Annotated in this window: 13 protein-coding genes; 3 read left to right on the top strand and 10 right to left on the bottom strand. The window is 27.9% G+C overall.

The features are described 5' to 3' along the window. The first annotated feature begins 27 nt into the window (after positions 1 to 27). The 3 genes from CP960_RS05845 to CP960_RS05835 are packed head-to-tail and all read left to right on the top strand — an operon-like array spanning position 28 to position 5,453. Positions 28 to 1,068 (top strand): efflux RND transporter periplasmic adaptor subunit, encoded by a 1,041-nt coding sequence (locus CP960_RS05845; RefSeq protein ID WP_101184480.1) that lies wholly within the window; start codon positions 28 to 30, stop codon positions 1,066 to 1,068. Positions 1,069 to 1,076: 8 nt separating this feature from the next. Continuing rightward, the gene (locus CP960_RS05840) at positions 1,077 to 4,202 is read left to right on the top strand and encodes an efflux RND transporter permease subunit (protein ID WP_101184479.1); all 3,126 of its coding nucleotides are present in this window, start codon (positions 1,077 to 1,079) and stop codon (positions 4,200 to 4,202) included. A 9-nt stretch (positions 4,203 to 4,211) separates the two neighbouring features. Next, on the top strand, positions 4,212 to 5,453 hold the full coding sequence (locus CP960_RS05835) for a TolC family protein (protein WP_101184478.1): 1,242 nt from the start codon (positions 4,212 to 4,214) through the stop codon (positions 5,451 to 5,453). Between the two features lie 65 nt (positions 5,454 to 5,518). On the opposite strand, the gene CP960_RS13720 is transcribed toward CP960_RS05835, so the two are convergent. The 10 genes from CP960_RS13720 to CP960_RS05790 all read right to left on the bottom strand — a co-directional run bounded on the left by CP960_RS13720 (position 5,519) and on the right by CP960_RS05790 (position 12,983). After that, positions 5,519 to 5,671 (bottom strand): hypothetical protein, encoded by a 153-nt coding sequence (locus CP960_RS13720; protein WP_162919061.1) that lies wholly within the window; start codon positions 5,669 to 5,671, stop codon positions 5,519 to 5,521. Positions 5,672 to 5,699: 28 nt separating this feature from the next. Then, positions 5,700 to 5,966 carry a hypothetical protein gene (locus tag CP960_RS05830; protein ID WP_101184477.1) on the bottom strand — a complete coding sequence of 89 codons (267 nt, stop codon included), beginning with the start codon at positions 5,964 to 5,966 and terminating at the stop codon, positions 5,700 to 5,702. Between the two features lie 70 nt (positions 5,967 to 6,036). Next, positions 6,037 to 6,387, bottom strand: coding sequence for a metal-sulfur cluster assembly factor (locus CP960_RS05825; protein ID WP_101184476.1), 351 nt, complete (start codon positions 6,385 to 6,387; stop codon positions 6,037 to 6,039). A 9-nt stretch (positions 6,388 to 6,396) separates the two neighbouring features. Beyond that, positions 6,397 to 6,804 carry a SufE family protein gene (locus CP960_RS05820; RefSeq protein WP_162919062.1) on the bottom strand — a complete coding sequence of 136 codons (408 nt, stop codon included), beginning with the start codon at positions 6,802 to 6,804 and terminating at the stop codon, positions 6,397 to 6,399. 1 nt (position 6,805) lies between these two features. Next, on the bottom strand, positions 6,806 to 7,990 hold the full coding sequence (locus CP960_RS05815) for an aminotransferase class V-fold PLP-dependent enzyme (protein WP_101184474.1): 1,185 nt from the start codon (positions 7,988 to 7,990) through the stop codon (positions 6,806 to 6,808). Continuing rightward, on the bottom strand, positions 7,983 to 9,107 hold the full coding sequence (locus CP960_RS05810) for a SufD family Fe-S cluster assembly protein (RefSeq protein WP_101184473.1): 1,125 nt from the start codon (positions 9,105 to 9,107) through the stop codon (positions 7,983 to 7,985). The genes CP960_RS05815 and CP960_RS05810 overlap by 8 nt, the downstream gene beginning before the upstream one ends. Beyond that, a complete protein-coding gene (gene sufC, locus CP960_RS05805) occupies positions 9,094 to 9,849 on the bottom strand; it encodes a Fe-S cluster assembly ATPase SufC (protein ID WP_101184472.1) in 756 nt (251 codons plus the stop codon). Before sufC ends, CP960_RS05810 begins: the two co-directional genes overlap by 14 nt. Before the next feature lie 14 nt (positions 9,850 to 9,863). Beyond that, a complete protein-coding gene (gene sufB / locus CP960_RS05800; protein WP_101184471.1) occupies positions 9,864 to 11,297 on the bottom strand; it encodes a Fe-S cluster assembly protein SufB in 1,434 nt (477 codons plus the stop codon). 81 nt (positions 11,298 to 11,378) lie between these two features. Then, positions 11,379 to 12,044 (bottom strand): amino acid ABC transporter permease, encoded by a 666-nt coding sequence (locus CP960_RS05795; protein ID WP_228152024.1) that lies wholly within the window; start codon positions 12,042 to 12,044, stop codon positions 11,379 to 11,381. A gap of 132 nt (positions 12,045 to 12,176) precedes the next feature. Beyond that, on the bottom strand, positions 12,177 to 12,983 hold the full coding sequence (locus tag CP960_RS05790; RefSeq protein ID WP_101184469.1) for a transporter substrate-binding domain-containing protein: 807 nt from the start codon (positions 12,981 to 12,983) through the stop codon (positions 12,177 to 12,179). Between the last annotated feature and the right edge of the window lie 45 nt (positions 12,984 to 13,028).

The following is a 13,028-nucleotide window of genomic DNA, read 5'->3' as shown; positions in this document are numbered from 1 at the left end:
TAAAACTATTACTTTAAAGGGGACAAAGTGATAAAGAAAGTGTTATTAGTTTTAGCAGTGATAAGTAGTTCACTGTTTGCAAAAGGTGGGCCTGCATTGGTAAATGTGGCCTCATTAGAAAAAGGGAAAATAAATCCACTAACTGAGTTTATAGGAACAGTAAAGTTTGAAAATAGTTCAATTTTAGCTAGTGAAAGTAGTGGTCTAGTTCAAAAGATATATTTTGAAGTTGGTAAAAAAGTAAAAAAAGGTGAAAATCTAATTAAAATAGATTCTTCAATATTAGATGCTCAAATAAAAGCTGCACAAGCAGCTGTAAATATTGCTAAAGTTGAGTTGAAAAATTCAAAAAATGATTATAATAGATATTTAGCATTAATTAATAAAAAATCTATTGCTCAAAAAACTTTTGATGATATGCAATTAGCATATGAATTAGCAAAGCAAAAATTAACTTCGTCTGAAGCAAAACTTCAAGAATTAAAAATTCAAAAAAATAAAAAATTTGTAAAAGCACCTTATGATGGTGTAATTGTATCAAAAGATGTGAATTTAAATGAGTGGGTTAATAATGGTTCAAAAGTTGCAAATATTGTAAATACAAATAATATTGAAATGATGTTTAATTTACCAATTGGTTATGTTGATGAATTAAGTAAAACAAAAATATATAAAATTGCATTGCCAAATATGGTAGTTGATGCAAAGCTATATGCAGCAATACCTAGCGGAGATAAATTGACAAGAACATTTCCTGTTAGATTTAAAGCTATTGTAAAAGATAAATTTATTTTTGATGGGGCGCAAGCAAAGGTAAAACTTGCTAAAGAGATTAAAAAAGATGCTTTAGTTATTAATAGAGATGCGGTAATTAAAAGATTTGGACAAAATGTTATTTTTGCAATAAATGATAAATCAGTAGCAAATATGATTCCAGTTCAAATAATTGGTTTTGATGGATTAAAAGCTGGAATAAAAGCTAAGGGTTTACAAGAAGGTATGAAGATTGTTGTAAAAGGAAATGAGAGAGTTTTCCCTAATCAACCAGTTAAAGTTTTAAACAAGTAGGAAGTTGAATGGATTTAATTAAGTTTTCAATCAAAAATCCAGTAACTATAATCGTTTCTGTTTTGATTGTTGTAATGTTTGGTATGCTATCTTTAAAGAGTTTACCTTATCAACTTACTCCCAATGTAACAAAGCCGGAGATAAAAATTACAACAACATGGCCTGGTGCTACACCTTATGAAATAGAGCGAGAAGTTATTGAAGAACAAGAAGATGTTCTTAAAAGTTTAAATAATCTAATAGAGTATGAATCATCTTCAAATGATGATTATGGTGAGATTACATTAACTTTTAAGTTAGGAACAGATTTAAGGTCAGCTCTTCAAGATGTATCTAATAAACTTGATGAGGTAAGTTCTTATCCTGATAATGTTGAAGAACCTGTAATTGAAACTGCAACAGCAAGTCCAGTTATTTGGATGATGCTTCAAACACTTGAAGGTAATACTAGACATATTGATGAGTATAAAACATTTTTTGAAAATGAAATAAAACCTGCAATTAGAAGAGTTGAAGGTGTTGCAGGAACTATGGGCGGCGGTGGTCGTGAACAGCAAATGCAAGTTAAACTTGATATTAATAAAGTTGCTTCATATAATTTAACAGTAAATCAAGTAATTGATATTTTGAGAAATGAAAATGTAGATGTATCTGCTGGTGTTCAAAATATGGGAAGACGTGCTTATAGGATTAGAACTGTTCATAAGTTTTCTACACCAAAAGATATAGAAAATATTGTACTTATTTCAAATAGAGACCAAAGAGTAACTGTTGGTGATGTTGCTACTGTTGACTTTGGATATGAAACACCAAGTGGTGTGGCAATGTTTTTAGGTAAAGATGGTATTTTTTTAGGTGTACAACCAAATTCAGAAGTAAACACAGTAAAACTTACAAATGAAGTAGAAGCTGTTGTAAATGAGTTAAATGAAAAAGTTTTAAAACCAAAAGGTTTAAAAATAAGATGGATTTATGACCAAAGAAACTATATTGTTGGTTCTGTTGATTTAGTTCAACAAAACATTATGATAGGTGGTGCTTTAGCCATACTTATTTTAATTCTATTTTTAAGAGCAATTTCTCCAACAGCTGTTGTTTCTATTGCTATTCCTATTTCTGTAATTGGTACATTTATTGTACTTGATTTATTAGGAAGAAGTTTAAATACTATTTCATTAGCAGGTATCTCTTTTGCCGTTGGTATGTTAGTTGATAGTGCAATTGTTGTTTTAGAAAATATTGATAGACATAGAAAAGAAGGGATGAGTATTCCTGAAGCTGCATATGTTGGTGCAAAAGAGGTTTGGGGTGCTTTAATAGCAAGTGCTTCAACAACAATGGCAGTATTTTTACCAATTGTATTTTTAGAAGATGAAGCAGGGCAGTTATTTAAAGATATTGCAATTGCTGTAACTTCAGCTGTATCATTTTCACTTTTTGTTTCAATTGCAGTTATTCCAATGCTTTGGAAAAAGTTTGCAAGCATTAGTGGTAAAGAGCCAAGAGGGAAAAGTTCTCTTACTAAATTAGGTGATGGTATTGTAAAAAAATTCATGAGTGTTGTGAATTTATCTTTAAAAAATACTTTTACAAAGATTATGACTATTTTAATTTTAGGTGTCTCTTCTTTGAGTATTATTTTTATATTATTTCCAAAGATGGATTATCTTCCTCAAGGAAATAAAAACTTAATTTTTAATATCTTAATTCCGCCTCCTGGATTATCATATCAAGAAAGATATGACATGGGTGCATATTTGATGAAAAGAGTTGAGCCATATGTAAATAAAGATGTTGATGGCTACCCAGGTATTAATAGAGCCTTTTATGTATCGTTTGGTGATTTTACTTTATTTGGTGGAACATCAATGCATGAAACAAGAGCAAAAGAGTTAATACCTCTATTTAGACCAATAGTAAACTCACTTCCATCAACATTTGGAGTTACAATCCAAAGTGGTGTATTTGAAAGTGGTGTAGGTGAAGGAAATAATATCAATATTGATATTAGTGGAGAGAGTATTGAAGAGATTGCAGGTGTTGGTACACAACTATTCTTAGCAGCTAATCAGATTATTAAAGGTGGTCAAGTTAGACCTGTACCTTCAATTGAGTTACTTTATCCTGAGTTTAGACTTCATCCAAATCAAGATGCTTTAAGATCACTTGGTCTATCTTCAAGAGATTTAGGTGTTATTGCTGATGTTTATATGGATGGAAGAATAATAGGAGATTTTGAGCAAGATGGTAAAAAGAAAATTGATTTAGTTGTAAAAGCACAAGATAGTCAAATAAGAACACCACAAGATATTTTAAATTCACAAGTGGTATTACCAAATAGTTCAATAGTTCCTTTAAGTTCACTTGCAAGTTCTGAAAGTACAACAGGTATTAGTGAGATTAGACACTTAGATGGAAAAAGAACTATTACTTTACAAATCACTCCGCCTGATGGTATGACTATTGAAGAAGCTATGGGAGTTTTAAAAGGTGCAATTAGTAAAATAAAAAGTGAAGGTAAAGTTTCAAAAGGGGTAGAGGTAAATATTAGTGGTACAGCTGATAAACTATCTCAAACTATTGATATGCTAAGTATTAATTTTATTTTAGCTTTAGTAATTATTTATTTACTAATGTCAGCACTATTTGGAAATTTTTTATATCCTATTGTTATTATGTTTACAGTGCCACTTGCAACAGCTGGAGGTTTCTTAGGGCTTGCAATGACAAATGCTTTTATTGCTCCACAACCGCTTGATGTACTTACAATGCTAGGATTTATTATTCTAGTAGGTATTGTTGTAAATAATGCAATTTTAATTGTTCATCAAAGTTTAAATCTTATTAGAAATCATGGATTTGAACATAAAAAAGCAGTTGTTGAAGCAACTAGAACAAGAATTAGACCAATTTATATGAGTTCATTAACATCAATTTTTGGTATGTTACCACTTGTTTTAGTTCCAGGTCCAGGTAGTGAATTTTATAGAGGTTTAGGTTCTGTAATTACTGGTGGATTAGCCTTATCTACTATTTTTACAATTTTTATAACTCCTGCACTTTTAATGTTCTTTATTAAATTAGAACAAAAAGTAAAGAGTTCAAAAGCACCAGTTGATGTAAGTAAAGCATAAGGAAATAGCATGATAAAAAGAAGTATAGTATTATTAAGTACACTATTTATAATAAATGCAAATGCTTTAGATATAAATAGTGCAGTAAATCTTGCACTAAAAAATAATAATGAATTAAAACAGAAGTTTTATGAATATGATGAAGCCAAAGAGAATATAGAGTTAAACAAATCAGGTTTTAAACCAAAACTTGATTTGTCATATACTTATACAGATAGAAGCAAAACACAGAATAGTTTAAAAAGAGACTCAAGTGCAAGTGCAGTATTATCATATAATCTTTTTAATGGTTTTTCGGACTATAATCTTGTAAAAAGTGCAAAATATAATGCAAAAGCTAGTAACTTAACACTTTTTGCATTTAAGCAAGATATTGTTTATAATACTAAAACAGCATATATTGAGTTTTTAAATAAAAGAAAAAACAAAAGTACATATGAAATTGCATATAAATTATTTAAAAAACAGTATGAAGACTCAAAAAATAGATTTGAACAAGGTCTTATTGCAAAAAATGATTTACTTGATATTCAAGTAAAGATGTTAGATGCCAAACAAAATCTTACACGAGCGATTAGTGATTTGAAAATTGCAAGATATGAGTTAAGTAATATTCTTGGCGGAATTGACTTGCAAAATCAAACTATAAAAGAACTAGATGATAAGATTATTACAAAAAATAGTTATAAAATAGACTATTTAGATAATAGAAGTGAAATCAAGGCCTTAAAAATGAGTATAAAAAGTATCGATTCAAAGGTTGATTCAACAAAGGGTGAGTTTTTACCATCTATTGATGCTTCTTTATCTTATAATAAATATGGTGATGACTCTATGCCAAAAGATTTAGAGCCAGATGACCAAAAAGTAGCGCAAGTTCAATTAAAATGGAATTTATATAATGGTGGAGTAAAGTACTCAAATATTGATATAAATAGATTGAAAATGCGTCAATTAAAAGAGCAACTAGAAAAAACAAAATTAGACATTAAACTTCAATATCAAAAAGCTAAAAGTGATTTAGAAGTTGCTAATTTAAACTATGATAGTGCAAAACTTGCATTAGTTCAAGCAAAAGAAAACTATAAAATTGTAAATAATAAATATGAAGAAGGTATTGTAAAACCTACTGATTTAACAGATGCTAACTATTTGCTTACAAATGCTAAACAGAAGTTTTATCAAGCATATTATGATAAATTTTTAGCAATTGTAAAACTTGATAGAGTTTTTGAAAAAAGTTTAAAATAAAAATTTAGCTCTATTTTTAAAAGTGAAGAGGATATATATAGATATAAAATCTTCACTTTTTTCTTTTAGTCAAAATATTTAAAATCTTTATCTTCACTTCCATCTTTTTTTCTATTTTTAAACTTCCACATAGTTTTTGTGAATTCAAAAGTTTTGTAACTTAGCATTATAGCAATAATAAAAACTATTACCATAAAAATTCCGTAAAAAAGTTCCATAAAAGCTCCTTTTTACTATTTGTTAGTTTTATTTATCCTTATTCTTTGAACTTTCGTATTGTAAAAAGTTTTGACCACCTTTTTCCTCTTTTTCATCTCCAAATCTAAAAGCTTTTTCCCATCTTAGTTCACGAGGAATATGTTTGTTTACAGAACCACTTCCTTTTATATCAGGAGAGAAAATACTAGTTCCAAGACCTGTTGCTTCTTTAATAACTAAAAATATAAAAGATATAATTACTATAATAACTGCAATTTTAAAAACTGGACTGCTTTTTTTCTTATTTTTTGCCATAATACTACTTTTAAAAGATTTTATTTGATTATTTATTATCTCATAAAATCTTTTAAAGCCATATAATAGTTTAAATTAATGTACCATTCATCATAAGATAATCTTTACCTTCTTCTGAAATCATATCTTTATCCCATGGGGGATCAAATACTAAATGAACATAAGCCTCATCAACTAAATCAACAGCTTGTGTTACATATTTTACTTGGTCTAGCAATGAATCAGCTACTGGACAAGCTGGACTTGTAAGAGTCATTGTTATAGTTGCATGTAAATATGGCTCTTTTTCTTCTATTTCTATTTTATATATTAATCCTAAATCATATATATTTACTGGAATTTCTGGGTCATATACTTGTTTTAAATTAAATATTATTTTCTTTTCTACATCTTCTAGTTGCTCTTTTGTAAAATTGCTCATTTTTTCTCCTTAAGCAAAGGCATTTGCATACTCTTTAATTCTTTTTATCATGCCTTGAACACCACTTTGTCTATTTGGTGTAATAATCTCTTGAAGGTTTAGTTTTTGTAAGATTTGTGTATCAAAATCAACAATTTCTTGAGGCTTCATACCTGAAAATATTGTTAGTAGTATTTTTACTAAACCTTTAACAATTGCTGCATTTGAATCAGCTTTAAATACTAAAATATCATCTTTTTTTTCACAAATTAACCAAACTTTTGAAGTACAGCCTTGAACAAGATTTTCATCTTTTTTGTGCGCTTCATCAAGTGGTTCTAAACTTTTTCCTAAATCAATTATATATTCATATTTTTGTAAATCATCATCAAAAAGTTCTAAGTCATCTTTTATTTCATCAATTCTATTTTCAACCATCTTAATCCTTTAGCATCATAATCGCTTTTTTTAAACCTTTTATAAAGATGTCAATATCTTCTTTTGTATTATAAAAAGCGATACTTACTCTTATTGTACCATCAATATTTAGTTTTTTCATAATTGGTTGGGCACAATGATGACCAGCTCTTACTGCTATGTGCATTTTGTCAAGTAAGATTCCAATATCTTCACTATTTATATTTTTTATATTAAAACTTTTACTACCTATTGCATTTTTTGTATTGTTGTATAAAACAATATCTTCAATCTTTTTTAGTTCATTATGTAAATAATAGTAAAGTTCATTTTCTACTTCATGCACTTTTTTTAAAGTGATATTATTTAAATAATCAAGTGCTTTTTTAAAGCCAATTACTCCTGCAATATTTTGTGTTCCTGCTTCATATTTATATGGTGCATCTAGCATGATACTTCTTTCAAAACTAACATCATTAATTGTAGCTCCTCCTGTTTGATAAACAGGTAATTTCTCAAGTAACTCTTTTTTTACATATAAAGCTCCAACTCCTGTTGGTCCAAAAGTTTTATGAGAAGACATAGCATAAAAATCCACATCTAAATCTTGCACATCAACTTTAAAGTGTGCTAAGCTTTGAGCTGCATCTACAAGTAAATAGCTATCATATTTATGTGTTAATCTTGCAATTTCTTTTATATCATGAGTAACACCAAAAGCATTCGAAACATGAGTAATACTTACAAATGAGTTTGGATTAGCTTTTAATAGTTCTTCAAAATGCTCAAAATCAAACTCTAAATTCTGTTTTACATTAACTACTTCCAAACCTTTATGCAAACTTCTTCCTTGCATATGCCAAGGAGTAATATTTGAGTGATGTTCCAATGAAGATATAATAATAGTTTTAAACTCTTTTGCAAAAGTAGAAGCGAGCATATTTAAACACTCACTTACTCCTTTTGTAAAGATTATCTCTTTTGTGTATGTTGCATTTATAAAAGTTTTTAAAGTTTCTCTTGTAGCTTCAAACTCTTTTGTAGCTTTGTTTGCATCTCCATGATTACTTCTGTGAGTATTTGAACAAAAGTGTGTATAATAATCTACTACTTTATTTATAACCTCTTTTGGTTTTTGTGTTGTAGCTGCATTATCAAGATATGTAACACTACTATTTTCAAAAAAAGGAAAATCTTTTTTATACATGGCTTAGCCTTTTTAAGTTTTTGATGTATCTTCTTATAGCTTTTAACTCAATTTGTTTAATTACTTTTAACTCAATAGAGTCAATAATCATCTCTTTTGCTTTTTGTTTACTAATACCTCTTGAACATAAATAGTATAATTCATCTTCATTTAGTGTACCACAACTTGCACCATGTGCTGCTTCTAATTCATCAACATAAATCTGAAGTCTTGGGTTTGCATTTATTTTTGCATCATCACTTAAAATAATTGTTTGGCTATTTTGAAAAGCTTTTGAGTAAGTTGCACTGTTTTGAACAGTTGAACTTATATCAAAAAGACAATGGGCTTTTTCATCTAATAGATGTTTTATTTTAATATCACTTGTTGTATTTTTCGCTAAGTGTTCAATAAAAGCAATATTACCGCTTCTTTGTTCACCTTTATTTTTTACTATTCCATCTATATTTAAAATAGAGTTTTGATTTTCTAATTTACTATCAAAGATATTTAAAGATAGATTTGCTTTATACTCTAAATTTACAAGATTTAATTTTGAATCTTTTTGTAAACAAGTTTTATAATTAGTAATTACTTGTCCCTCTTGCAAAGTTTGTATTTTTGCAATATTTGCTTTTACAGCTTCTAAAACTGTATATTTTCTATTTGCACTTACTAAAAAATTTTTTGAAGATTCATTATGAAATGTCTCTAAAATATCTACATCTTCTTTTATTGTAATATTTAAAGAGTTTGTAAAAAATTTATCATCTCCTTTAAAAATAGAGATTATATTTAATGGTTTATCAAGTCTTTTATTTATTGTTAAACTTAAACTTTTATTATTTAAGTAGCTGTTTAAATTATATAAACTATTTACACTATCTTCAAACTCTATATACTCTACGTTTAAAAAGTTGTTTAACTCATTTTCAAAAACTAATTCATTATTTATTAAAAAAATATTATAAAAGTGTTCATCTTTTAAATATGCGTATTGATTCAAATCTATATTTTCTTCTATACTAAAATCTAACTCTTTTTCAAAAATAGGGTAGATATTGAAGTGTCTAAACTCTTCAACTTTTTTAGTTGGTAAAATATCATGATTTAAATTTTTAATTTCAACTACTTTCATTATCCTCTCCTACTCCTTCAAAACCTCGTTTTTGAAGCTCTAAAGCAAGATTGTAATCTCCAGATTTAATAATCTTTCCATCTTTTAAAATATGTACATAATCAGGTTTTATTAGCTCTAATAATCTATCATAGTGAGTAATCATTAAAACTGAACGTTTGCCATCTAACATTGAATTAACTGCTTTTGCTACAAGTTTTATTGCATCAATATCAAGTCCAGAATCAATCTCATCTAGCATAATCAACTCAGGTTTTAAAACTAAAAGTTGAAGCATCTCATTTTTCTTTTTTTCTCCTCCACTAAAACCTTCATTTACATTTCTTTTTATAATCTCATCATTTAGATTATACTCTTTTATGATTGACTTTACTTCTTTTAAAAATTGAGCAGAGTTTACCTCTTCTTGTTTTTTATAAGCTCTTTTTTCATTTACTGCACTTTTTAAAAAGTACATATTATTTACTCCATGAACTTCAACTGGATTTTGAAAGCTCATAAATATACCTTCATTTGCTCGTTCACTAGCATCAAGTTCTAATAGATTTTTACCTTTAAAAGTTACTTCACCTTTTGTAACTTCACAATCATAGTGGTCACTTAAAGCTTTTACAAGTGTAGATTTACCTACTCCATTTGTTCCCATTATTACGTGAACTTCACCTTCTTTAATATCTAAATTAAAATCTTTTAAAATCTCTTTATTTGCTATATTTACATTTAAATTTTTTATACTTAACATTTTTAACCTCTCTTTTATCCAACACTACCTTCTAATGATACATCAAGAAGCGCTTTTGCTTCAACTGCGAACTCCATTGGTAACTCTTCTAAAACATCTTTACAAAAACCATTTACTATTAAAGATACGGCATTTTCTTCACTTATTCCTCTTTGTCTAATATAAAATAGTTGTTCATCAGATATTTTTGATGTAGTTGCTTCATGCTCAATTTTAGCACTTGAATTTTTAATATCTTGATATGGATATGTATGTGCAGAGCAGTTAGAACCAATCAATAAAGAGTCACAAGATGAAATATTTCTTGCATTTTTTGCACTTTTTGCAACTTTTACTAAACCTCTATAAGCATTTGAGCCTTTTAGTGCTGATATACCTTTTGAGATAATTGTTGATTTAGTATTTTCACCTATGTGAATCATTTTTGTACCTGTATCAGCTTGTTGAGCAAGTGAAGTAAGTGCAACTGAATAAAACTCACCACTACTATTATTTCCTTTTAATATACATGAAGGATATTTCCATGTTACAAGTGAGCCTGTTTCAACTTGAGTCCAAGATATTTTTGAGTTATCACCTTTGCAAATACCTCTTTTGGTAACAAAATTTAAAATTCCACCTTTACCATCTTTATCCCCTGGATACCAGTTTTGAATTGTAGAATACTTTATATGCGCATCTTTAAGTGCTACTAATTCAACTACTGCTGCATGAAGTTGACTATCATCTCTAATAGGTGCTGAACATCCTTCATTATATGATACATAACTTCCTTCATCTGCAATAATTAATGTTCTTTCAAACTGTCCAGTATTTAAAGCATTTATTCTAAAGTAAGTTGATAATTCCATAGGACATCTTGTGTCTTTTGGAATATAAACAAAACTTCCATCTGTAAAAACTGCACTATTTAATGTTGCAAAATAGTTATCACTATAAGGAACAACTGAAGCTAAATATTTTTTTAGTAAATCTGGATATTTATTTGCTGCTTCTGATATAGAACAGAAAATTATTCCTAATTGCTCAAGCTCTTCTTGAAATGTAGTTTTAACAGATACTGAATCAAATACAGCATCAACAGCAACCCCTGCAAGTTTTTTTTGTTCTTCAAGTGGAATACCTAATTTTTCATATGTTTTTAAAATCTCTGGGTCCACTTCATCCAATGAACCAAGTGGTTTTTTAGGTGCAGAAAAGTATGAAATATCTTGATAGTCAATTTTATCATAACCTAGTTTTGCCCAGTTTGGTTCTTCCATAGTAAGCCATTTTTTGTAAGCTTTAAGTCTAAATTCAAGTAGCCACTCAGGCTCCTCTTTTTTAGCTGATATTGCTTTAATAACATCTTCATTTAAGCCTTTTGGGAAAGTTTCACTATTTACTATTGTTTCAAACCCTAGGCTATAATCGTTTTGTATAACGTTGTTTATTGTTTCATTTTTCATAAAAACTCCTAAATAGGACATAATTTGTCTTATTTAGGAAATTGTATCATAAATCTTCTAAGTTGTAAAGGTATTTTTTTGTCATTTAATGCTTTTTTCTAGTCTATTTGTATAAAAAGATATTGGATATGTAAGTAATAAGTATCCTAAAGCTAAAGGTATATAACTTTCAAGAGTAGAGTAAGTATAAGCATTTACTTCTTGTGCATTCATAGTAAACTCAGAAATAGAAATTATTGATAATAAAGAAGAGTCTTTAATTATTGTAGCAAATTGTCCTGTTAAAGCAGGAAGCATTCTTTTAAAAGCTTGTGGAAAGATTATATATCTATACATTTCATAGTTGCTCATTCCTAAACTTATACTTGTTTCATACTGTTCTACTTCAATTGATTCAATTGCAGCTCTAATAATCTCACATACATATGCACCAGAGAATATTGCTAAAATAAAAACACCAACTATATATCTATTTTCAAATCCTAAATTATTTGCAAAGACATAAAAAAAGATTAATATTTGTACAAGTAAAGGAGTTCCTCTAATTATTTCAATATAAAATCTTGCTATAAATCTTAAAAAGATTAGTTTAGAGTTTTGAGCATATGCAAAAAATAGACCAATTATAAAACTTAAAATAAGTGCAAAAATTGATATTATAATAGTCATCAAAAAACCATCTATAAACTTTTGTCTATACTCAAAAACACTATCCCAATTAAAATTATAATTTACATTTGAAAACATAAAATATAAAACTGAAAAAACAACAACTATTAAAATAGTTAAATTAAAAGCATAAACTCTTTTATCTAAAGAGTCTTGCTTTTTATAAGATAGTTCTTTTATAAAAAAATCTTTTAAGTTAATTTTGTACTCCTAAAAGAAAAAAGGGATATTTAATTCATCAAAAGTTTTCTTTGCACCAGCTAAATACTTATAAGCAAAATCATCAAACGTTCCATCATCTTTTGCTTTTTGTATAAACTCATCAACTTTTGATTTTAGTTTAGTATCATCTTTTCTTAGTGCTATTGCCCAATACTCAAAATCTTTTTGAAAAGGTTTTAATAGTGCAATAGTTGTATCTTTATGTTTTATATTATTTCTATAAATAGTTAGTTGGTCATATAAAAAGCCATCAGCTTTTCCTTGAACAACTTCTAAAACACAAGCACTCTCTTTATCAAAAACTAATACATTTGCATTTTTTAGGTTTTGTTGTGCATAAATGTGTCCAGTTGAACCTTTTTTTACAGCAACTGTTTTTCCCATTTTATCTAAATCATCAATACTACTTACATTTGAATCTTTATTTGCAAGAATAGCTAAAGCTGATTTTGCATAAGGAATTGAGAAGCTAATTGATTTTTCTCTCTCTTTTGTGATAGTCATTGATGAGATAATCATATCTACTTTTCCTGTTTTAAGTGAAGGTATAAGACCATCCCATGCAATATTTTCAATTACTAACTCTTTATTCATAGATCTTGCTATCATTTTTGCTAAATCAACAGAAACACCAGTTGGTTTTCCTTCTTTGTCACTCATTTCAAAAGGAGGATAAGCCAGTTCCATTCCAACTTTTAAAACTTTATTTTCCTCTTTTGATTGTTTGGTTGAGTCACTACAAGCTATAAATAAAAAAGGTATAGCTAATAAAAGTATTAGAAGTAATCTTTTCATGTTTTGTCCTTTGTGTGTATGAAAAAGTTTTGATTAATAATATCT

The sequence above is a fragment of the Malaciobacter halophilus genome, assembly GCF_002837275.1.
GTDB lineage: Bacteria > Campylobacterota > Campylobacteria > Campylobacterales > Arcobacteraceae > Malaciobacter > Malaciobacter halophilus.
This window is presented reverse-complemented; position numbering and strand designations above follow the sequence as displayed.